Origin of the sequence: Burkholderia sp. AU16741, from assembly GCF_002223345.1 — a bacterium.
Taxonomy (GTDB): domain Bacteria; phylum Pseudomonadota; class Gammaproteobacteria; order Burkholderiales; family Burkholderiaceae; genus Burkholderia; species Burkholderia sola.
This window is the reverse complement of the sequence record NZ_NKEZ01000008.1, coordinates 282,727-303,279: the sequence shown is the minus strand read 5'-3', so window position 1 is coordinate 303,279 and position 20,553 is coordinate 282,727. Positions and strand designations below refer to the sequence as shown.

Here is a 20,553-nt window from a genome sequence, read left to right as displayed (position 1 = left end):
CCCGTTTTCCGTTTCACCCTGCCCAAAACAAACCAAGGAGACACCGTCAAAATGAAGTCACGCGCAGAACGTTCGATTCGAGCAGCAGTCCTCACCGGTTCGGCCGCGGCCGCCTGTCTCGCCGCGCCGGCCGCGCACGCGCAGTCGTCGGTCACGATATACGGGATCATGGATGCCGGCATCGAATACGCGAACCATGCGGCGCCGGATGGCGGCAATTCGTTCAAGCTGAAGTCGGGCAACAAGAACACGTCGCGCTGGGGCCTGCGCGGCGTCGAGGACCTCGGCGGCGGGTTGAAGGCGGTGTTCCGCCTCGAAAGCGGGATCGATCTGGCGAACGGCGCGTCCGACGACGGCCCCGACTCGATCTTCGCGCGCCGTGCGACGGTGGGCCTGAAAGGCAAATGGGGCGAGCTGACGCTTGGCCGCAACTTCACCGTCACGTACGACTACATGCTGCCGTTCGACCCGATGGGTTACGCGCAGAACTACTCGTGGGCGACCTCCTCGATGGCGACCGGCGGCCGCAAGGACGGCCTGTTCACGCGCTCGTCGAACGCGGTGCGCTACGACGGCGAATTCAGCGGCTTCAAGTTCGGTGCGCTGTACGGTTTCGGCAACGTGCCGGGCAGCGTGAAGACCAGCTCCAAGTACGATTTCGCGATCGGTTACGAGACGGGGCCGCTCGCCGCCGTCGTCACGTTCGACCGGCAGAACGGCGCGGCCGACAGCATCACGCCGGCCGATGCCGTCAACTATATTCAGGGCATCCATGCGGGCCTGAGCTACGACTTCGGCAACCTGAAGACGATGGCCGGCTATCGCAATTACAAGCGCACGTTCCGCACCGCGGCGGCGAACCAGTTGAGCGACATGGTTTGGCTCGGCGGGTCGTACCAGTTCACGCCCACGTTCTCGCTGATCGCGGCCGTCTATCACCAGAACATCAAGGGCGGCACGGATGCCGACCCGACGCTGGTGTCGGTGCGTGCGCAATACGCGCTGTCGAAGCGCACGGTGCTGTATGCAGCCGGTGCGTTCGCGATCGCGAAGCACGACCAGAAAGTCGGCGTGTCGCGCGATTTCAACGGGTACGGCACCACGCAGGTCGGGGTCACGGCGGGGATTCAGCAGCGGTTCTGATCCCGGCGTGGCGGGGCGGCGGCGGGCAGTCGGCCGCCCGCCTGCCCGCTCTCACGCCACGCGCGACGGCACGACAGAAAACGACCAGCCGCCGCTGCGCGGCCCGATCTTCACCTCGCATCCGGTCCGCCGTCTGCCGATGCGCCGCTCACTGGCCGCGTATCGTGAACACCAACCGTACGACGCTGCTCGCATCGCCCCAATGTTCGCCGACCGCCGACAGCGGCACCGTGCGCGTGTCGATCGTCAGGCCCGCCGACCCGGCCGCTTCGAATACGCCGCGCACCGACGCCAGCAAGCCCGGCAACGACACGCTGCCCAGGCCGCTGCCCATCAGTTCGATCGCGGTCGCCCGCAACACGGCCCCCGGCAGCAGCACGTCCGCGCCGCCGATCGAGCCGATCTGCACGAAACGCAGCCGCCGGCCATCGGGCGTCGCCTTCGCGGCGGCCACCAGCAGCGTCTGCGCGCTGGCGCCCCACAGATAATCGAGCACGATGTCCACGCCCGCGCGGAAATGCGGTTCGAGCGCCCGCGCCAGATGCGCGTCGTCCTGCTGCAGCGACACCACGGCGTCCGCGCCGGCATTCAGCAACGCCTGCAATGCAGCCGCGTTGCGGCCCGTCGCGATCACCTTCGCCGCGCCGAGATGCTTCGCGATCCGTACCGCGAGCCGCCCGGACGTACCCGTCGCACCATTGACGAGCACCGTCTCGCCCGCGACGAACCGCGCGCGTTCGGTCAGCGCCGCCCACGACGACATCCCCGGAATCGCGATCGCCGCGGCGGTGACATCGTCGAGCGTGTCCGGCAGCGGCACGCACTGCGTATCGGGCACGATCGTGCGTTCGGCCATCGCACCGAACGGCACCGGCGCACCGAAGAAGTAGACGCGCCGGCCATCGTCGAGACGCCCCACGCCGTCGACACCGGCGACGAACGGATAGCGTCGATCCGACGAGTAATGCGTGCCGGCCGCGCGCCCCTGCGCGATGCGGCTCAGCGCGGAGGCCGTCACGTCGATCAGGCTGTGGCCCGGCGTCGCGCACGGCGGTTCGAACTCCGTATAAACCGGGCGCTGCCCAGCGCCTTCGACGACTGCTGCTTTCATACTGGTTCCTTCAATTCCGGAGGGTGGGGCTTTACCGCGCCTCGAGCCACGCGCGCAGCTCGGGATCGCGTACTTCCAGCACGTCGAACAGGCCAAGCGCACGCAGTGCAGGCAACGCATCGATCGCGTCGACCTCCGCGCGCGCCCGGTCCGCCGGCGCGGCGTTCGGGTCGATCAATACGCGCGCATTGACCAGAAACGCGCCGACGGTTCCTTTGCGGATCGTCGTTCCGCCGGCATCGACCTGATTGGCATGGTCGGGAAGCATTTGTTCGGCTCGCATCGCGTCTTACTCCGGTTGTCATCGATGAAACGCAGTGTAGGCGTGCGAACCCGGCCGATCTCCGGTATAACGGCCATTCGATACCGATATCCGGCCATGTCCGATCCACTCCTGCCCGCCCGTTTCGTCACGTCCGACGACGGCCCGTTCGTGGTCGCCGCCGTCCTGTCGCAGCGCGACCCGCGCATCACCGCGCCGCATTCGCATGCACGCGGCCAACTGGTCGGCGCGCTGAGCGGGCTGGTGACGATCGGCCTCGACGACCAGGAATGGGTCGTACCCGCGATCCATGCGATCTGGATTCCGCCGCATTGCCGGCATTCGCTGCGCTCGTTCGGGCCGATTTCGGGCTGGTCGGCGTTCGTCGCCGAAGCCCGCTGCGCGGCGCTGCCGACGACGCCGCGCGCGATCCGCACGACGCCGCTGCTGCGCGAAGCCGTGCAGCGCGCCGCAAGCTGGGACGATTCCGAACTCAATGCCGCGCAGACGCGGATCGCCGACGTGATCCTCGATGAAATCGCGGCCTCGGAAGCCGAAGCGCTGGGGCTGGTCCGGCCGCGCGACCCGCGGCTCGTGAAGATCACCGATGCGCTGGCCGCGGATCTCGCGGACGACCGGCGGCTGGAAGAATGGGCCGAATGGGCCGGCATCGGCGCACGGACGATGAGCCGCCGCTTCGTCGCCGAGACGGGGCTGACGTTCGCGCAATGGCGTCAGCAAGCCAGGCTGCTGCGGGCGCTGGAGCGCATCGCCGACGGCGTGCCGGTGACGACGATCGCGCTCGATCTCGGGTACGACAACGTGAGCGCGTTCATCGACATGTTCCGGCGTGCGCTGGGGACGACGCCGGGAAGGTATATGGAAGCGGCAAGGCACACGGAGGGGTAGGTGCCGCCATGCGCCTGTATGAAGCCGCACGGACGGCGAAAGGCCGGCGGTCGGAACACGAAAACCGCCCGCCGCTGCATCAATACGTGCCGTCGCCCTTCTTCACGACATCGCCGCGGCTGCCCCTGAACTGCGCGGCGAGCCGCTCCGCGCTCCGTGCCAGCAGCGTCGTATCGACGCCGACCGCGACGAACAACGCGCCCGCTTCCAGATAGCGCCGCGCGGCCGCCTCGTCCGCGCTGAGAATGCCCGGTGCCTTGCCGGCCGCCTCGATCGCGCGGATCGCACCGTCGATCGCAGCCTGCACATCGGGATGCCCCGGATGGCCGAGATGCCCGAGATCGGCGGCCAGATCGGCCGGCCCGATGAACACGCCGTCCACGCCGTCGACCCGCGCAATCGCGTCGATCGCATCGAGCCCCGCGCGCGTCTCGACCTGCACGAGCACGGCCATCTCGTCGTTCGCGCGATGCAGGTACTCGCCGACGCGATTCCACCGCGACGCACGCGCGAGCGCGCTGCCGACGCCGCGCATCCCGTGCGGCGGGTAACGCGTCGCGGCCACCGCCGCACGCGCTTCGTCCGCGCTCTGCACCATCGGCACGAGCAGTGTCTGCGCGCCGAGATCGAGCACCTGCTTGACGATCACCGGATCGTTCCACGGCACGCGCACGACCGGATGCGACGGATACGGCGCGATCGCCTGCAGTTGCGCGAGGATCGTCGGTACCGTGTTCGGCGCATGCTCGCCGTCGATCAGCAGCCAGTCGAAACCGGCGCCCGCGACCACTTCGGCGCTGTACGGATTCGCGAGGCCGAGCCACAGGCCGATCTGCGCGTCGCCGCGCGCGAGCGCGGCCTTGAAGACATTCGATGGAATCTGCATCGTTCGCTCTCCTCACTCGAAGTAGCACTGGATCGTCCCGAGCGGGCCGTAGTCGACGCTGAACGTATCGCCCGATCGCGCCGCGCACGGCCGTGTAAACGACCCGCCGAGCACGATCTGCCCCGGTTCCAGCGCGACGTCGAAACGCGCCAGCCGGTTCGCGAGCCATGCGACGCCGTTCGCCGGATGATTCAGCACGCCGGCCGCGACACCGGTTTCCTCGACCACGCCGTTGCGCGACATGATCGCCGCGACCCAGCGCAAATCGACGTCCTGCGGGCGCACCGGCCGGCCGCCGATCACGACGCCCGCGTTCGCCGCGTTGTCGGCGATCGTGTCGAACACCTTGCGCGGTCGTTTCGTATCGGGGTCGATCGACTGGCTGCGCGCGTCGATGATCTCGAGCGCCGGCACGACGTAATCGACCGCGTCGTACACGTCGAAGATCGTGCAGTTCGGGCCGGTGAGCCGCTTGCCGAGCACGAACGCGAGCTCGACTTCCACACGCGGCACGATGAAGCGGCCGGTCGGGATCGTGCCGCCGTCTTCGAAGAACATGTCGTCGAGCAGCGCGCCGTAGTCGGGTTCGTCGATCTGCGACGTGTTCTGCATCGCCTTCGACGTGAGGCCGATCTTGTGGCCCTTCAGCGTGCGGCCCTCCGCGAGCTTGAGGGTCACCCACGCGCGCTGGATCGCATACGCGTCGTCGATCGTGATGTCGGGATGGTCGAGCGAGATCTGGCGGATCTGCGTGCGCGCGCGCTCGGCATCGTGCAGACGGTGCGCGAGCTGGTCGATGAGGGCGGGTTCGAGCATGGTCGGATCGGGAATGGGGTTCAGCCGGCCCGCTTGTAGCGGGCGTGAATGTTGTTGTGCTTGTACGAGCCGCTTTCGCTGAACTCGGTCAGTTCCATCGACAGCGCGAGATAGCGTTTCGCGTACAACTCGGCGAAATGGGCCTTGAGCGCGTCGAACAGCGCGTCGCACGCGGCTTGCTTCGTTTCGTCGCTGCGGCCCGCGCCGATCTTCAGCGTCACGTGGACGAACGCGTCGTCCTCCGTGCCGTCGGCGACGCAGTAGTCGTGCAGCTCGATCGCGCGCGAACGGATGCCGCCGGTCGGGAACACGCCGCCCTGCGCGATCAGCGTCGCGTTGATGGTGCGCAGCAGCGCGGGAATGCGCGCGTCGTCGCGGATGTTCGCGGTGTATTCGACGACGATGTGTGGCATGGCAATGCTCCGGTCGGATTCGAAGGCGTGGCGGATGGCAACGCTCAGGGCAGCGGAAAGATCGCGTTGATCTGCCCGGTGCCCGAGCTCGCGAAATAGTCGGTGACGATCTCGACGGGCTGGTCGTAGCGATCCCAGCCGAGCAGCCCGAGCAGCATCGCCGTGTCGTGCATGCCGCCTTCGCCGTGGCAATGCACGTTGTACTCGGGCAGCATCGCGCAGAAGGTCTTGAAATCGCCCTGCTTCCACAGCTCGACCACGCGCAGGTCCACCTGCCGGAAGAATTCGCGGCTGATCTGGTGGATCGATTCCTCGGGGCTGCCGTTGTCGTTGAAGCGGTGCGACAGCGAGCCGCTCGCAAGGAACGCGACGTTCGAATCGCTCTTCTCGATCGCCTCGAGCAGCGCCTCGCCGAAGCGCCGGCTTTCGTCGAGCGTGTGCCACATGCACCAGCCCGCGATCGACACGACCTTGAAATGCTGGTCGCCGTTCATGTAGCGCATCGGCACGAGCGTGCCGTATTCGAGTTCGAGGCTGTCGATCTCGTGCGCACGCGTCGCGACGCCACGCTCGGTGGCCGTTTCCGCGATCAGCCTGCCGAGCGCCGGGTTGCCCGGATACGCGTACTGCATGTCGCGGATGAAATGCGGCAGCTCGTTGCTCGTATAGGTACCCGCGAACCGCGCATTGCAGTTCACGTGATAGCCCGCGTTGACGAGCCAGTGCACGTCCGACACGACGATCGTGTCGACGCCGAGCGCGCGGCAGCGCTCGCCGATCACCTGGTGGCCGCGGATCGCCGCTTCACGGCAGCCGTGATGCTTGCCGGGCAATTCCGACAGATACATCGACGGCACGTGCGTGATCTTCGCGGCGAGGGACAGTTTGCCCATCGTTCAAGTCTCCGTATGGTTCTTTGCGGCGAATCGCTCCGCGCCCGTCACACGCCCCAGCGCGGGACGTGATGCGAACCCATCGAGATGCACACGTTCTTGATTTCCGCGAACACCTCGAAACTGTACTCGCCGCCCTCGCGCCCGGTGCCCGATTCCTTCACGCCGCCGAACGGCTGGCGCAGGTCGCGCACGTTCTGGCTGTTCACGAACACCATCCCGGCCTCGATGCCCCGCGCGAGCCGATGCACCTTGCCGACGTCCTGCGTCCAGATGTACGACGCGAGGCCGTACGCCGTGTCGTTCGCGAGCCGCAGCCCGTCGTCTTCGTCGTCGAACGGGATGATGCACGCGACCGGCCCGAAGATCTCTTCCTGCGCGATGCGCATCCGGTTGTCGACGTCGGCGAACACGGTCGGCCGCACGAAGTTGCCGTGGCGCAGATGATCGGGCAGCCCGGCCGGCTTGTCCGCGCCGCCCGCGACCACGCGCGCGCCTTCCTGCTCGCCGATGCGGATATAGCCCGTCACCTTCTCCCAGTGCTGGCGCGTGATCATCGCGCCGAGATTCGTGCCCGGATCGGTCGGATCGCCGACCACCAGGTTGTTCGCGCGGCGCGCGAATTCCTGCACGAAGCGGTCGTAGATCGTGCGCTGCACGAAAATCCGCGAGCCCGCGGTGCAGCGTTCGCCGTTGATCGAGAAGATCGTGAACAGCGACGCGTCGAGCGCGCGGTCGAAATCGGCGTCGTCGAAGATCAGCACCGGCGACTTGCCGCCGAGCTCCATCGAATACTTCTTGAGGCCCGCGCGCTCCATGATCCGCTTGCCGGTGACCGTGCCGCCGGTAAACGACACCGCGCGCACGCCCGGATGCCGCACCAGCGCATCGCCGGCCGTCGCACCGTAACCCTGCACGACGTTCAGCACGCCCGGCGGGATGCCGGCTTCGAGCGCGAGCCGGCCCAACTGGTCGGCCGTCAGCGGCGACAGCTCCGACATTTTCAGCACGGCCGTATTGCCGAGCGCGAGGCACGGCGCCGTCTTCCACGTCGCGGTCATGAACGGCACGTTCCACGGCGACACCAGCGCACACACGCCGACCGGCTGGTACAGCGTGTAGTTCAGCATCTGATCGTCGACCGGATAGGTGCGACCGTTCATCTGCACGCACACTTCCGCGAAGAAATTGAAGTTCTCGGACGCGCGCGGAATCAGCTGCTTGCTGGTCTGCGCGATCGGCAGGCCGGTATCCTGCGTCTCCAGCGCGGCGAGCATCGGCACGTTCTTCTCGATCAGCTCGCCGAGCTTGCGCATCAGCTTCGCGCGCGCCTTCGCCGGCGTGTTCGCCCATTTCGGGAACGCTTCCTTCGCCGCGCGCACGGCCGCGTCCACCTCGGCCTCGCCGCCCGACGCGACGTCGGTGATGACGTCGCCCGTCGCCGGGTTCAGCGTCGTGAAGGTGTCGCGGCTCTCCACTTCGCGGCCGCCGATCCAGTGCTTGATGGTCATGTGCTCTCCTTCCTCGGCGGCGGCCTCAGCCGGCGCGATAGTAGTCTGCTTCGCCGACGATCGTGTTCACGAGCCGGCCGACCCCTTCGATTTCAGTCACGACCTCGTCGCCCGGCTGCGTGTCCGCCAGCCCTTCGGGCGTGCCGGTCAGGATCAGGTCGCCCGGCGAGAGCGTCATGAAGCTGCTGATGTGCTCGATCAGCGCCGGCACGTCGAACACCATGTCGCGCGTGCTGCCACGCTGCGTCTCCCGGCCGTTCACCGTCGTGCGCAGCGTCAGGTCGGCCGCGTCGCCGATCTCGTCGCGGCTGACGAACCACGGCCCGAGCGGCGTGCAGGTGTCGCGGTTCTTCACGCGCAGGTTCGGGCGGTAGTAGTTCTCGAGATAGTCGCGGATCGCGTAGTCGTTCGCGACCGTGTAGCCGGCCACGTAGTCGATCGCCTGCGCGCGGCTCACGTGGCGCGCGGGCCGGCCGATCACGACGGCCAGTTCGCACTCGTAGTGCATGTGCGCGGCGTCCGCCGGGCGCACGGTCAGCGACCGGTGGCCGACGAACGTGTTCGGTCCCTTCAGGAAGATCAGCGGCTCGCTCGGCGCGTTGAACGCGAGTTCCTTCGCATGGTCGGCGTAGTTCAGGCCGAGCGCGAAGGTCGTGCGCGGCGCGACGGGCGGCAGCCACGCCACGGCGTCCTCGGCCACCACGCGCCCCGTGTCGATGCGGATCGCGCCGTCGCCGGCCGGTTCGGCCGCATGCAGTGCGCCGTTGTAGATCACGCGCGCCGTCTTCATCGTGCCTCCTCCGCCATCAGCGTATGCCGCAACGTGCCGATGCCGGCCGCGGCGATCTCGATCGTGCTGCCCGCGCGGGCATGCGGTGCACCGCCCGCGACGCCGAGCAGCAGCACGTCGCCCGCGTCGAACGACATGAAGGCCGTCACGTCGGCGATCAGCTCGCGCACCGGGCGAATCAGCGTCGCGCTCGACGCGGACGCGGCCACCGCGCCGTCGATCCGCACCGTCAGCCCGATCGCGTCGACGTCGGCGAGCGCGGCAGCCGGCACGATCGCCGGGCCGAGCGGGCAGAAGCCGTCACGGCACTTGAAGCGCACGGCCGGACGGTAGTAATCGGGATGCGGCACCGACACGTCGCTCGCGAGCGTGAAGCCGTGCACGTAGTCGAGCGCCTGCGCGGCCGCCACGCGCGTCGCGCGCCGCGCGAACACGACGGCCACCGACGCGCCGATCTCCAGCGCGTCGACGCCGGCCGGCACGATGACGGCGGCGCCGTCGGCCGCATACGTGTTGGCGGATTTGATGTACAGGACCGGCGCCTGCGGCGGCCGGCCGTAAGGCGGTGCGTTCATCGCATCGCCGAGCGCGGCGAGCGCCGCGCGCTCGTTGAGCAGCGCGCCGTAGACGGTACCGATGGCGACCGGCAACGGCGGCGCCGCGGCGATCGTGCAAGACAGCTCCATGCGTCATTCCCCTGCCGCGCGTCGCGGCGCATCGTCAATACTTAATATCTTAAGTAAACAATCGGGTGCTGGCAACCTCGATTACCCTGATACGCGAAATTCGTCGGCTTCGGCTGTTAAGATTGATGCGTCCCCCGTCCTCTGCTCACCCTGATGAACCGTACGCTCGACCATCGCAACCTGGCCATGCTGCTGCTCGAGGCCCGCGAAACGCTGATGGGCCTGTTTCGCCCGATTCTCAAGGAATTCTCGCTGACCGAACAGCAATGGCGGATCATCCGCGTGCTCGATGGCGAACCGGTGCAGGCGCTCGAAGCCGGGCAGATCGCGAAACGGTGCTGCATCCTGAGCCCGAGCCTGACCGGCGTGCTGGAACGGATGGAACGCGACGGCCTGATCACTCGCACGCGCGCGCAGGAAGATCAGCGCCGGCTGCTGGTCAGCCTGACGCCGCAAAGCAGGAAACTGGTGACGGAAATCGGTCCGCGCATCGACGAGCAATATCGTCAGCTCGAAGCGCGATTCGGCCAGGACGGCCTCGAGGACATCTACCGCGCGCTCGACCGGCTCATCGAGCTCGGCAACCCAGCGTAAAGACGGCGCCCGCCACGTGCGGGAACGGGCGCCGGCACGACGCGGGCGGTCAGTGGACCGCGCCGCGCATCAGTTCGGTCACCGCCACGCCGCGCGACGTACGCATGCACTCCTCGACGTAATCGATGAACGGCAACGGCTCGAAATCGATTTCGTCGCGCACGCGGCGATTGTCGAACACGCGGTCGACCGTCGCGAATTCGCCGCAGCGCTGCAGCGCCCGGCCGATCACGCGCTCGAGCGCCGGATCGGGGCGCCCGAGCACGTCGCGCACGACGAGCGGCAGCTCGGCCGGCGCGCATGCCGCGTAGCGCGGCGCCCCCGTCATCCCCGCCGCCTCGTCCATCGCGCGCACGATCTGCGCGACCTGCGGCGCCTCGTCGCCGGCCGATACGTGATAGACGTCGTGCGCGAGCGTCGGCTTGACGGCCAACAGCATCGTCGCGCGCGCCACGTCGTCCACCGACACGATGTCGATGCGCGTCATCGGCCGCGCGGTGAAGCGGCGCGCCGCATGCGCGAGCCGGAACATCCAGAACGAATTCGGCGCGGGCCGCGTACCGAGCACCGTGTGGCCGACCACGTGCGACGGCCGCACGACGACGAGCGGCAGCCCGAGCGCGCGCAGGCGCTGCTCCGTCTCCGCCTTCGCGTGCAGGTAGCCGGCCGCGAGCACCGCGCCCGGCAGGCCGTCGTGGGACGGCGGCGCGACGTCGTTCCCCGCGCGCTCGGCCTCTTCCTGCACGATCCCGCCGCGGCCCGCATGCGCGTAAGCCGTACCGACGTACACGAAGCGTTGCAGGCGCGGCACACGCGCAAAGCGTTCGGCGAAGCGCACCGCATCGGCGATATCGGCCTGCAGATGCGCGCCGTCGGCCGGCGACGCATGGCCCGCGCAGTGAATCACGTGCGTCGCGCCGGCCAGGCGCGGCGCATCGGCGCCATGCCACACGTCGCCGAGCGCGCCGACGATCACGTTCGCATCGGTCAGGCGCGACGCCCAGTACGGCGCGAGCCCCGCGCGCAACGCGGCTTCACGCAGCCGCGCGACCGCATGGCCGCGGTCCTGCGCGCGCACGACGCAGACGATGCGTTCGAGCAGCCCTGCATTGACGAGCGCCGTCAGCACGGTGCTGCCGATGAAGCCGGTGGCACCGGTCAGCACCAGCCGGCCGACGTTCGCCGCCGCGACCGGTGCGCTGGCCGGCGATACGAGGCTCGTCCGCCAGTTGAGCGACAACGCGGTTTTCCAGATCAGCACGATAGTCTCCTTCGAAGAATCGGCCGGGCGGCGCGGCGCCCGCGGTTGCGGGCGGCGCCCGGCTCGCCGGCCGGCCGGGGCTGACGCGCGCCCCGGCGGCTCCCGATCGGGCGTGCGATCGCGTCGATCGCGCTCTGGCAAGAGGCGGCGGCAGCCGGCGCGGACGGGCGTCCGCGGCACAGGATCGGGAGGCTCCCAGTGTGGCGCCCGACCGCACGCAAGTCTGTCCCGAAAGTTTCGTGAAAGTGTGCCGATTTGTACGCGATTGTCGGAGTGTGTCGTGCCGGCCGCGTCAGATCGCCGAAACGTTCGCTCCGGCTGCATTCGACGCGTGCCGAAAGCCGCCGATCGCCCCGGCTTCGCCGACGGCCGTGCGCGACAGATCGCCGCGGCGGCCCGCCCCGTCATCCCATGTCCGGACCGCCGTGCGCGCCCGGCCGGCCACCGCTGTCGCCGGAATCGCCCGCCTGGGCTGACGCGTCGGGAATGACCATGAATCGTCAGACGTCCTTTCATCTGAAACCGAAATGGACGCAATACGGATTTATTGCGGATTATCACTTGCGTTTCACACCAGTCTATCTAGACTGTTCAAGTCAAAACGGTCGAATGTGTCTTTTTTCAGGAGACGATGCAATGCGCCTCACCATTCGGATTAATGGCAGCGAATCGGCAACCCGGCATTCCTTCGCAGTCTTGTGGGTCGATACTGACGAAGGTCTGTGGTCGCGCGAGGCACATCAGGGCATCGACCTTCCGACCTGGGGCAAGGTCCGCGACGTCGAGGGCGCGATGGCGCTCTGCGCAGCCGACAGCGGCAACGCCGTCTGCCAGCTGAAGGGGCTGTCGTTCGATGCGATGCGGCGCGAACAGGGCCCCGCGGTCCTCGCGGGCGAGCACCCCGACGGCGCGTGGCGGTTGCAGGCAGTGGATACCTGCACGACCGAGCCGGAATACCGGGAATTTATTTCCGTCGCCCGATAGGTATTATTGACATCTATCGTCTGCGGTTTTCGGGTTTATTCCGGTAGCAGTGATTTTCATTTCGATATTCAGCATCAATGGCGCCTCCGTTCGAGGCGCTTTTTATTTTCGAGATTAGAGAAATAATTGCCACGCGGGCAATTGATCGTCCGCCCGGGATGATCGCGACCGAGCAATGCCGGAGAGCGCGTACCCGGGTCGGCATGCGATGGATCGTCCGTGTTTCATCCTCCGCACTCACTGCGGAGTCCAGCGTCGGCCGGCTCTTCTCCCTTTCCTCCGTGTTTTCGCTGGCCTGCTCTGCGCCTTTTTGCGGGGCCTGAACATACTTTTCCCACACGGTGTTTACTCATTTATTACAATCCCATTATTCAGACTGACCAGCCGCCGTCCGGCGGCCCGACCCGGCCATTGCATGAGCGTGAAAAAGAAGACCCACCCTGCCGATCCGTACGCAGCGGCGACCAAGAATCCGATGCTCGCCGCGCGCCTGCCAATGTGGCGCTCGCGGCTGATCGTGGTCGTCGTGTTCCTCGCGTTCGCCGCGCTGATCGCGCGCGCTTTCTGGGTGCAGGTCGCGAACCAGGATTTCTACGTCGGCCAGGGCCAGAAGCGCTATCAGCGCACGATCGAGCTCGACGCGATGCGCGGGCGCATCGTCGACCGCAACGGCGCGATGCTGGCGGTCAGCCTGTCGACCTATGAAATCTGGGCGAACCCGAAACAGGTCGCCGACACCGATTACCCGCAGATCGCGAAGCTGCTCGACCTGCCGCTCGCCGAGGTGAAGCGGCGTCTCGGCAACGACAAGACATTCGTGCTGCTCAAGCGTCAGGTCGACGCGGACACCGCCAGCCGGCTCGACAAGCTCGCGATCGACGGCATCACGCAGATCGCCGATTCGAAACGCTTCTACCCGGAAGGCGAATCGGCCGCGCACGTGGTCGGCTTCACGAACGTCGAGGACAAGGGCCAGGAAGGTGTCGAGCTCGCGGCGAATGCGCGCCTGCAGGGCACGTCGGGCCAGCGCGAGGTGATCCGCGACCGGCTCGGCCGCATCGTGTCGGACACCCGCCCGCTCGTCCCCGCGCAGCACGGCGCGACGATCGAACTGACGATCGACCGCCGTATCCAGCAACTCGCCTTCAGCCAGCTCAAGGCGGCCGTGATCGAGAACAACGCGCTGGCCGGCAGCGTCGTCGTGCTCGACGCGCAGAACGGCGAGATCCTCGCGCTCGCGAACTATCCGACCTTCGACCCTAACGACCGCGCCCGCCTCACCGGCCAGCAATTGCGCAATCGCGCGGTGATCGACACGTTCGAACCGGGCTCGACGATCAAGCCGCTCGTCGTCGCGCTGTCGATCGACGAGCGCAAGGTCACGCCGAACACGATCATCAACACGTCGCCGGGCACCTACAAGATCGGCCCGGCGGTGATCCACGACACGTCGAACCACGGGTCGCTGACGGTGTCGCAAGCGCTGCAGAAGTCGAGCAACGTCGCGCTCGCGAAACTGGCGCTGAACCTGCCCGCCGAAACGATCTGGAACAAATACCAGGAGTACGGGATCGGCCGCGCGCCGGAACTGACCTTCCCGGGCGTCGCGTCGGGCCGGCTGCGCGGCTACAAGCGTTGGCGGCCGATCGAGCAGGCGACGATGGCGTACGGCTACGGGCTGTCGATGTCGCTGCTGCAGATCGCGCAGACCTACACCGCCTATGCGGGCGACGGCACGCTGCACCCGGTGTCGCTGCTGAAGAACGGCACCGACCAGCAGACGATCGACGCGCACCGCGGCCATCGCGTGACGTCGCCGCAAACGGCCGCCGCGATCCGCTCGATGCTCGAGATGGCGGTCGGCGAAGGCGGCACGGGGCGCCGCGCGCGCGTCGACGGCTACCGGATCGGCGGCAAGACGGGCACCGCGCGCAAGCAGGTCGGCGCGAGCTATGCGAAGGGCAAGTACCGCGCGCTGTTCGCGGGAATGGCGCCGATGAGCGACCCGCGCCTGATCGTCGCGGTGATGATCGACGAGCCGCGCGGCAAAGGCTACTACGGTGGCACGGTGGCCGGCCCGGTGTTCGCGTCGGTCACGAGCGGCTCGCTGCAGTTGCTCGGCGTGCCGCCCGATGCGCCGGTCGAACCGGAGAAGAACGCGCCGGCGCAGGCCGCCGCGGCGCAGAAAACGGTCGCGGCGCCGAAAGCGGCGGCGCCGGCAACGACGACCGTCACGCAGAAACCGTCGGCATCGTTGAAGACGGCCGCGCAATCCGGCGCCCCCGCGCCCGCGAAGGCAGCTACCGCCGGCTGACGATGCCAGGCGCGATGTCGCGCGCCGTCAATGCGCGGCCGCGACCGGCTTCGCCATCCGGCCGAGCACGTGCTCGGTCATCCCGCGTGCGAGTTCGGTCTCGCCCATGAACACGGTGCCGATGCCCTCGCTCGACAGCAGCGCGGCCTCGTCGCCGCTGTTCGTGCACAGCACGACCTCGAGCGCCGGGTTGAGCGTGCGCGAGATCTCGACGATCTGCCGCACGTCGAACACGTCGGGCAGCGTGACGACCAGCATCCCGGCGCGGGCGATATGCGCCTGCACGAGCACGATCGGCTCGATCGCGTCGCCCGACACGGCCGCGGCGCCGTCCGCGCGCAGCTTCTCGACGAGTTCGCGATTCTGCTCGACGACGACATAGGCGATGCCCCGCTCGTCCAGCGCATGCGCGATCCGCGTGCCGACCTTGCCGTAGCCGACGATCACGACCTGCCCGGTCAGATGCGTCTGCGGCGTCGACATCGGCAGCGCGGCGAGCGGATCGTCGCGCGCCTCGAGCTTGCGCGCGAACGCCGAATGCTTGCGGATCCACGCGAGCGCCGGATCGATCATCGCGAACAGCAGCGTGTTCATCGCGATCGAAATCAGCGCGACCGCGAGAATCAGGCTCTGCCCTTCGGCCGACAGCAGCCCGAGCGCACGGCCGAGCCCCGCGAGGATGAACGAGAATTCGCCGATCTGCGCGAGGCCCGCGCCGACCGTCAGCGCGGTGTTCAGCGGATAGCGGAACGCGATCACGAGCGCGACCGCCGCGAGCGTCTTGCCGATCAGCACGATCGCCGCGACCTCGATCACGTGCAGCGGCTCCTCGATCAGGACCTTCGGGTCGAACAGCATGCCGACCGAGATGAAGAACAGCACCGAGAACGCGTCGCGCAACGGCAGCGTCTCGTCGGCCGCGCGCCGGCTGAACTCCGACTCGCGCATCATCATCCCCGCGAAGAACGCGCCGAGCGCGAACGACACGTCGAACAGCTTCGCCGCGCCGAACGCGATGCCGACCGCCGCGGCAATCATGCAAAGCGCGAACAATTCGCGCGAACCCGTGCGCGCGACGAGCCACAGAATGCGCGGGAACACGCGCTTGCCGACCACCAGCATCAGCGCGATGAACGCGGCGACCTTCAGCATCGTCACGCCGAGCGTGCCCCACACGCTACCGCCGGCCGCGTGCGCGTCGCCGGGCGGCGTGCCGCCGAGCAGCCCCGCCACCGGCGGCAGCAGCACCAGCACAAGCACCATCACGAGATCCTCGACGACCAGCCAGCCCACCGCGATGCGCCCGTTGACCGTCTCGACGAGCCCGCGCCCTTCGAGCGCGCGCAGCAGCACCACCGTACTCGCGACCGACAGCGCGAGCCCGAACACGAGCGCCGCACCGAGGCTCCAGCCCCAGGTGAGCGCGAGCGCGCCGCCGAGCACCGTCGCCACGGTAATCTGGACGATCGCGCCCGGCAGCGCGATCTTGCGCACCGCGAGGAGATCGCCGAGCGAGAAATGCAGGCCGACGCCGAACATCAGCAGCATCACGCCGACTTCGGCGAGTTGCTGCGCGAGCGACAGATCGCCGACGAAACCGGGCGTGCCGGGGCCGATCACGATCCCCGCGAGCAGATAGCCGACGAGCGGCGGCATTTTCAGCAGCGATGCGAGGTAACCGAAGATCATCGCGAGACCGAAACCGGCCGCGAGCAACGCAATCAGGCTGACGTCATGAGGCATCCCCCCTCCCAAGCTCTTGTAACTATTTAGTAAGATTCAAGAGTGAAAGGATAAGGGATGAGGCGAAAGAATGGCGCGCAGCCGCGAAAATTTCACGCCGCTGCGCGCGGTGCGGGGTACAACCCCGGCGAAGGGAAAGGCGTCGCGGGTCCGGCCGCACGTCGACGTGGGGCGGCCGGCAGGCGGCGCTCACGCCCCGCCGCTCCCGTCAGCGCGACGCTTGCGGGAACCGCGCGCCCGGCGGCGGCTCGGGCCGTGTCGACGGTACGCTCTTGCGCACCTTCGCGACCTGCGCGGGCGTCACCGGCGCGCCCGTGTTGCCCCAGCTCGTGCGCACGAAGTTCGACACGTCCGCGACTTCCTGGTCCGACAGCCGCCAGCCGAACGGCGGCATCGTGAAGGTCGACGGCGCGGTGTGCGTGCCCTGCAGCGCGCTGCCTTCCAGCACGACGTGGATCAGCGACGTCGGATCGTCGCCCTGCACGACCGGGTTGCCGGCGAGCGCCGGGAACACGCGCGTGTAGCCGTGGCCGTCGCTGCGATGGCAGGCCATGCAGTTGTCGCGGTAGACGGCGGCGCCCGGCTTGCTCGCGTCGCCGGTCTGCAACGCCTTCGCCGCGGCCGCGTCGTACACGTGCGGCTGTTCGCCCTGCACGCGCGGCGGCAACGTCTTCAGGTAGCGCGCGATCGCGTTCAGGTCGTCGTCGGTCATGTGCTGCATGCTGTGACCGACCACGTCCGTCATCCCGCCGAACGCGGCCGTGCGCAGCGTACGGCCGGTCTTCAGGAACTGCACGATCTCGGTCTCGTTCCACGCGCCGAGGCCCGTGCGCGGCTCGCCGCGCAGGCTCGTCGGCACCCAGCCATCGATCGCGGCGCCGCCGGCCAGGAAGTCGAGGCCATCGGCGTCGGTCAGCCCGCGCTCCTGCATCGTCGGCGCGCGCGGCGTGTGGCATGCGCCGCAGTGGCCGAGCCCCTGCACCAGATACGCGCCGCGCGCGACCACCGGGTCGGTGTACGACGCCGCGTCGAACGGCTTCGGCGACGGCGCGAACAGCTTGCGCCAGATGCCGAGCGGCCAGCGCATCGACAGCGGCCACACGATGTCGACCTTGCGGTTCTCGTGCTCGACCGGCGCGACGCCGTGCATGAAGTACGCATAGAGCGCCTTCATGTCGTCGTCGGTCAGCCGCGCGTACGACGGGAACGGCATCGCCGGATACATCGTGTCGCCGTTCTTGCGCACGCCTTCGCGCACCGCGCGAGTGAAGTCCTCGTAGGTCCAGCCGCCGAGGCCCGTCTTCGCGTCCGGCGTGATGTTCGTCGAGTAGATCGCGCCGATCGGCGTGTCGAACTTCAGCCCGCCCGCAAAGGGCTTGCCGCCGCTCGCGGTGTGGCAGGCGATGCAGTCGCCTGCGCGTGCCAGATATTCGCCGCGCTTGACGAGCGCCGCGTCGGCGGACTGGGCGACAGGTGCGGCCGCCGGGCCCGAAGCCGCGGCCGGCGAGGACGCCGGCTGCGCGGACGCGGCGCCGCCCGCGAAACCGAATGCCGCCCATGCCGTGCCGATCGCCAGCGCGCGCCGCAGCGGGGAAACCGGGCGCGCCGCGTTGTGGTCGTTCATCGTCCTCTTCATACGGTCACCAGCGGGGCGGGATTCTTCAGGTATTGCTCGCGGATCGCACGTGCCGACCAGTAGGCCAGCGCCGCGATGATCCCGGTCGGGTTGTAGCCGATGCCCTGCGGCAGCGCCGATGCACCCATCACGAACACGTTGTGCACGTCCCAGCACTGCAGGTAGCGGTTCAGCACGCTCGTCTTCGGGTCGGTGCCCATGATCGCGCCGCCGACGAGGTGAGTCGTCTGGTACTGGCGCGAGTCGAAGTGCTTGCCGAACTCGCGCGTCGACACGCCGATCGCCTTCGGCCCCATCGCCTCCGCGATCTTCTTCATTTGCCCGGTCACGTACTGCGCCATCTTGATGTCGTTGTCCTTCCAGTCGAACGTCATCCGCAACAGCGGCTGGCCGTACGAATCGCGATAGGTCGGATCGAGGTCGAGATACACGTCGCGGTACGACATGTTGGTGCCGTGCGCGTCCATCGAGATCGTGTGCGCGTAGTTGTCCTTGACGGCCTTCTTCCACGCCGAGCCCCACTGCGGCGTGCCGGGCGGCGTCGCGATGCCGCTGATCGGCTTCACGCCGGCCTGGTTCACCCACAGCGGCGAACCGCCGACGAAACCGAGCGGGCCGTGGTCGAAGTTGTCCGCGTTGAAGTCGTCCACCGCGACGCCGTTGCCGCCCGCGCCGATGAACGGATTCGTGTAGGTATCCTTGTCGAAGAACGCCTTGATCGTCGACAGGTTCTGGTACGCGAAATTGCGGCCGACCACGCCTTCGCCCGAGATCGGGTCGTACGGCTTGCCGATGCCCGACAACAGCAGCAGATGCACGTTGTGATACTGGAACGCGGCCACGATCACCAGATCGGCCGGCTGGTGCACTTCGCGCCCGGCCGGATCGACGTAGGTCACGCCGGTCGCGCGCTTCTTCGTATCGTCGAGGTCCACGCGCAACACGTGGCACTTCGAGCGCAGCTCGAAGTTCGGCGCCTGCTTCAGCGCGGGCAGGATGTTCAGGTTCGGCGACGCCTTCGAATACATGTAGCACGCGTAGCCGCTGCAGTAGCCGCAGAAGTTGCACGGGCCCATCTGCACGCCGTACGGGTTCGTGTACGGCCCCGACGTGTTCGCCGATGGCAGCCGGTACGGATGCAGGCCGAGCGAGTGCGCGGCATCGAAGAAGCGCTGCGCCGAATACGTATTGAGCTGCGCGGGTAGCGGGAAGTTGTCGCTGCGGTTCGCCTCGAACACGTTGCCGTCGCCAACTACCTTGCCGCCGACCTTGTATGCCTGCCCCGACGTGCCGAACACCTTCTCGGCGAAATCGAAATGCGGCTCGAGCTCGTCGTAGGTCACGCCCGTATCCTGGATCGTCATCCCTTCGGGGATGAACTTCTTGCCGTAGCGCTCTTCATAGTGGCTGCGCAGGCGCAGCTCTTCCGGCGTGATCCGGAAGTGCACGCCCGACCAGTGCAGCCCCGCGCCGCCGACGCCTTCGCCCGGCAGGAACGCCGCGAGCTGCCGGTACGGCAGCGCGGTGTCCTGCAGGCCGTGGCGGATCGACACGGTCGTCTTCGACAGGTCGAGGAACAGCTTCTTGCGGATGTTGTAGGTCAGCTCGTCGATCGTGTTCGGATACGCGCCGTCCGGATAGGTGTCGCGATATTCGCCGCGCTCGAGCGCGACGACGTTCAGGCCCGCTTCGGTCAGTTCCTTCGCGAGAATCGCGCCGGTCCAGCCGAAGCCGACGATCACCGCATCGACGTGCGGCTTCTTGTCTGCGGCCATCAGCTGCGCTCCCCGTTGATCGAGACGGGGCCGTACGGATAGGGCTTGCCGCTCTGGTTGACGAAATCCATGAAGTCCGCGCGCGCGCCCGGGAAACCGATCATCTTCCATGCGGCCATGTCGCGATTGCCGCCATGCACCGGATCGCAGAAGTAGCCTTCGCGCGTGTTCTGCAGCAACTGGCCGAGAAACACGCCGGGCGGGACGTCGTCGATCTGCGCGCCGCCCTTCTCCAGCGCGCCGAGCACGGCGTCGCGCGTCGGCGCGTCGAGATCCGCGAACGCCTTGCCGTGCGCCTTCTCGCAATAACGGTTGACCGCTGCGATGCCGAGCCGGTAGATGTCGCGCGGCACCAGCTTCAACTGGTAGCCGAGCTCGGGCACGCCCTGCTGGAACGGCCCCTGCATGTACCACGTCGCGCCGTGCGCATACGGCGTCTCCATCTGGCGATCGATGAATTCGGGCACGCCGGCCTCGAGCGCGCCGGGGCCTTCGGCGTCGGCCGGAATCAGCCGGTCGACGGCGGCCTGGACGAACGCCCATTCCTTCGCATCGAAAAAAGTCGGCTTGTACGGCGCGCGGTCGGCGCTGGCCGCGGCAGTGGACGCGTTGCCGGCCGTCGTCGCGGACGGCGACGACGAGCGCAGGTCGCAGCCGGCGACCGACGCGATCGGCACGAGCGCGACCGACGTGCGCAGGAAACGACGACGCGAATTGGGTTTGTCAGGTGGCGTGGACATGGTCGGATGTTGATCGTTGGGGAGCGGGGTTCGGACGCGCGCATTCCGCACGCCGCGTGCCCGGCAGGCAGCCGTGCCGCAAGCGG

Annotated in this window: 19 protein-coding genes; 5 read left to right on the top strand and 14 right to left on the bottom strand. The window is 68.0% G+C overall.

Annotated features, from left to right (window positions below):
• Positions 1-51 precede the first annotated feature (51 nt).
• On the top strand, positions 52-1,143 hold the full coding sequence (locus CFB89_RS21775) for a porin (RefSeq protein WP_089469678.1): 1,092 nt from the start codon (positions 52-54) through the stop codon (positions 1,141-1,143).
• Positions 1,144-1,291: 148 nt separating this feature from the next.
• Here the strand turns inward: CFB89_RS21775 and CFB89_RS21770 are convergent, their stop codons facing one another.
• Positions 1,292-2,254 (bottom strand): zinc-binding alcohol dehydrogenase family protein, encoded by a 963-nt coding sequence (locus CFB89_RS21770; RefSeq protein WP_089469677.1) that lies wholly within the window; start codon positions 2,252-2,254, stop codon positions 1,292-1,294.
• A gap of 31 nt (positions 2,255-2,285) precedes the next feature.
• Entirely contained in the window at positions 2,286-2,537 is a 252-nt protein-coding gene (locus CFB89_RS21765) for a hypothetical protein (RefSeq protein ID WP_089469676.1), read from the bottom strand.
• A 96-nt stretch (positions 2,538-2,633) separates the two neighbouring features.
• Here CFB89_RS21765 and CFB89_RS21760 point away from each other — a divergent pair, with 96 nt between their 5' ends.
• Positions 2,634-3,425, top strand: coding sequence for a helix-turn-helix transcriptional regulator (locus CFB89_RS21760; RefSeq protein ID WP_089469675.1), 792 nt, complete (start codon positions 2,634-2,636; stop codon positions 3,423-3,425).
• 79 nt (positions 3,426-3,504) lie between these two features.
• Here the strand turns inward: CFB89_RS21760 and hpaI are convergent, their stop codons facing one another.
• The 7 genes from hpaI to CFB89_RS21725 are packed head-to-tail and all read right to left on the bottom strand — an operon-like array spanning position 3,505 to position 9,420.
• Positions 3,505-4,311: a 4-hydroxy-2-oxoheptanedioate aldolase gene (hpaI, locus tag CFB89_RS21755; RefSeq protein WP_089469674.1), complete on the bottom strand. Its 807-nt coding sequence runs from the start codon at positions 4,309-4,311 to the stop codon at positions 3,505-3,507.
• 12 nt (positions 4,312-4,323) lie between these two features.
• Positions 4,324-5,127, bottom strand: a complete 804-nt coding sequence (gene hpaH, locus CFB89_RS21750) for a 2-oxo-hept-4-ene-1,7-dioate hydratase (protein ID WP_089469673.1) — start codon at positions 5,125-5,127, stop codon at positions 4,324-4,326.
• A 20-nt stretch (positions 5,128-5,147) separates the two neighbouring features.
• Entirely contained in the window at positions 5,148-5,540 is a 393-nt protein-coding gene (locus CFB89_RS21745) for a 5-carboxymethyl-2-hydroxymuconate Delta-isomerase (protein ID WP_089469672.1), read from the bottom strand.
• A 44-nt stretch (positions 5,541-5,584) separates the two neighbouring features.
• Complete coding sequence (hpaD, locus tag CFB89_RS21740; RefSeq protein WP_089469671.1) at positions 5,585-6,433, bottom strand: 3,4-dihydroxyphenylacetate 2,3-dioxygenase; 849 nt, start codon at positions 6,431-6,433, stop codon at positions 5,585-5,587.
• A gap of 47 nt (positions 6,434-6,480) precedes the next feature.
• On the bottom strand, positions 6,481-7,944 hold the full coding sequence (gene hpaE / locus CFB89_RS21735; protein WP_089469670.1) for a 5-carboxymethyl-2-hydroxymuconate semialdehyde dehydrogenase: 1,464 nt from the start codon (positions 7,942-7,944) through the stop codon (positions 6,481-6,483).
• A gap of 25 nt (positions 7,945-7,969) precedes the next feature.
• Positions 7,970-8,734, bottom strand: coding sequence for a fumarylacetoacetate hydrolase family protein (locus CFB89_RS21730; protein WP_089469669.1), 765 nt, complete (start codon positions 8,732-8,734; stop codon positions 7,970-7,972).
• Entirely contained in the window at positions 8,731-9,420 is a 690-nt protein-coding gene (locus CFB89_RS21725; RefSeq protein ID WP_089469668.1) for a fumarylacetoacetate hydrolase family protein, read from the bottom strand. The genes CFB89_RS21730 and CFB89_RS21725 overlap by 4 nt, the downstream gene beginning before the upstream one ends.
• Before the next feature lie 153 nt (positions 9,421-9,573).
• Here CFB89_RS21725 and hpaR point away from each other — a divergent pair, with 153 nt between their 5' ends.
• A complete protein-coding gene (gene hpaR, locus CFB89_RS21720; RefSeq protein ID WP_089469667.1) occupies positions 9,574-10,014 on the top strand; it encodes a homoprotocatechuate degradation operon regulator HpaR in 441 nt (146 codons plus the stop codon).
• Positions 10,015-10,063: 49 nt separating this feature from the next.
• On the opposite strand, the gene CFB89_RS21715 is transcribed toward hpaR, so the two are convergent.
• Complete coding sequence (locus CFB89_RS21715; RefSeq protein WP_089469666.1) at positions 10,064-11,275, bottom strand: SDR family oxidoreductase; 1,212 nt, start codon at positions 11,273-11,275, stop codon at positions 10,064-10,066.
• A 636-nt stretch (positions 11,276-11,911) separates the two neighbouring features.
• Between CFB89_RS21715 and CFB89_RS21710 the strand changes: the two genes are divergently transcribed.
• Positions 11,912-12,259: a DUF3564 family protein gene (locus CFB89_RS21710; RefSeq protein WP_089469665.1), complete on the top strand. Its 348-nt coding sequence runs from the start codon at positions 11,912-11,914 to the stop codon at positions 12,257-12,259.
• 415 nt (positions 12,260-12,674) lie between these two features.
• Positions 12,675-14,573 (top strand): penicillin-binding protein 2, encoded by a 1,899-nt coding sequence (locus CFB89_RS21705; RefSeq protein WP_089469664.1) that lies wholly within the window; start codon positions 12,675-12,677, stop codon positions 14,571-14,573.
• A gap of 27 nt (positions 14,574-14,600) precedes the next feature.
• Here CFB89_RS21705 and CFB89_RS21700 read toward each other — a convergent pair whose 3' ends face one another.
• From CFB89_RS21700 to CFB89_RS21685, 4 genes are all read right to left on the bottom strand, one after another.
• Positions 14,601-16,316 carry a cation:proton antiporter gene (locus tag CFB89_RS21700; RefSeq protein WP_089469663.1) on the bottom strand — a complete coding sequence of 572 codons (1,716 nt, stop codon included), beginning with the start codon at positions 16,314-16,316 and terminating at the stop codon, positions 14,601-14,603.
• 208 nt (positions 16,317-16,524) lie between these two features.
• Positions 16,525-17,952, bottom strand: a complete 1,428-nt coding sequence (locus tag CFB89_RS21695) for a cytochrome c (protein ID WP_089469662.1) — start codon at positions 17,950-17,952, stop codon at positions 16,525-16,527.
• Positions 17,949-19,727, bottom strand: a complete 1,779-nt coding sequence (locus CFB89_RS21690; RefSeq protein WP_011547848.1) for a GMC family oxidoreductase — start codon at positions 19,725-19,727, stop codon at positions 17,949-17,951. Before CFB89_RS21690 ends, CFB89_RS21695 begins: the two co-directional genes overlap by 4 nt.
• Positions 19,727-20,467 carry a gluconate 2-dehydrogenase subunit 3 family protein gene (locus CFB89_RS21685; RefSeq protein ID WP_089436363.1) on the bottom strand — a complete coding sequence of 247 codons (741 nt, stop codon included), beginning with the start codon at positions 20,465-20,467 and terminating at the stop codon, positions 19,727-19,729. Before CFB89_RS21685 ends, CFB89_RS21690 begins: the two co-directional genes overlap by 1 nt.
• Between the last annotated feature and the right edge of the window lie 86 nt (positions 20,468-20,553).

What these genes read in the sequence shown, in the direction of transcription:
- CFB89_RS21775 (WP_089469678.1), top strand. Translation starts at nt 52, where the DNA reads ATGAAGTCACGCGCAGAACGTTCGATTCGAGCAGCAGTCCTCACCGGT.
- CFB89_RS21770 (WP_089469677.1), bottom strand. Translation starts at nt 2,254, where the DNA reads ATGAAAGCAGCAGTCGTCGAAGGCGCTGGGCAGCGCCCGGTTTATACG.
- CFB89_RS21765 (WP_089469676.1), bottom strand. Translation starts at nt 2,537, where the DNA reads ATGCGAGCCGAACAAATGCTTCCCGACCATGCCAATCAGGTCGATGCC.
- CFB89_RS21760 (WP_089469675.1), top strand. Translation starts at nt 2,634, where the DNA reads ATGTCCGATCCACTCCTGCCCGCCCGTTTCGTCACGTCCGACGACGGC.
- hpaI (WP_089469674.1), bottom strand. Translation starts at nt 4,311, where the DNA reads ATGCAGATTCCATCGAATGTCTTCAAGGCCGCGCTCGCGCGCGGCGAC.
- hpaH (WP_089469673.1), bottom strand. Translation starts at nt 5,127, where the DNA reads ATGCTCGAACCCGCCCTCATCGACCAGCTCGCGCACCGTCTGCACGAT.
- CFB89_RS21745 (WP_089469672.1), bottom strand. Translation starts at nt 5,540, where the DNA reads ATGCCACACATCGTCGTCGAATACACCGCGAACATCCGCGACGACGCG.
- hpaD (WP_089469671.1), bottom strand. Translation starts at nt 6,433, where the DNA reads ATGGGCAAACTGTCCCTCGCCGCGAAGATCACGCACGTGCCGTCGATG.
- hpaE (WP_089469670.1), bottom strand. Translation starts at nt 7,944, where the DNA reads ATGACCATCAAGCACTGGATCGGCGGCCGCGAAGTGGAGAGCCGCGAC.
- CFB89_RS21730 (WP_089469669.1), bottom strand. Translation starts at nt 8,734, where the DNA reads ATGAAGACGGCGCGCGTGATCTACAACGGCGCACTGCATGCGGCCGAA.
- CFB89_RS21725 (WP_089469668.1), bottom strand. Translation starts at nt 9,420, where the DNA reads ATGGAGCTGTCTTGCACGATCGCCGCGGCGCCGCCGTTGCCGGTCGCC.
- hpaR (WP_089469667.1), top strand. Translation starts at nt 9,574, where the DNA reads ATGAACCGTACGCTCGACCATCGCAACCTGGCCATGCTGCTGCTCGAG.
- CFB89_RS21710 (WP_089469665.1), top strand. Translation starts at nt 11,912, where the DNA reads ATGCGCCTCACCATTCGGATTAATGGCAGCGAATCGGCAACCCGGCAT.
- CFB89_RS21705 (WP_089469664.1), top strand. Translation starts at nt 12,675, where the DNA reads ATGAGCGTGAAAAAGAAGACCCACCCTGCCGATCCGTACGCAGCGGCG.
- CFB89_RS21700 (WP_089469663.1), bottom strand. Translation starts at nt 16,316, where the DNA reads ATGCCTCATGACGTCAGCCTGATTGCGTTGCTCGCGGCCGGTTTCGGT.
- CFB89_RS21695 (WP_089469662.1), bottom strand. Translation starts at nt 17,952, where the DNA reads ATGAAGAGGACGATGAACGACCACAACGCGGCGCGCCCGGTTTCCCCG.
- CFB89_RS21690 (WP_011547848.1), bottom strand. Translation starts at nt 19,727, where the DNA reads ATGGCCGCAGACAAGAAGCCGCACGTCGATGCGGTGATCGTCGGCTTC.
- CFB89_RS21685 (WP_089436363.1), bottom strand. Translation starts at nt 20,467, where the DNA reads ATGTCCACGCCACCTGACAAACCCAATTCGCGTCGTCGTTTCCTGCGC.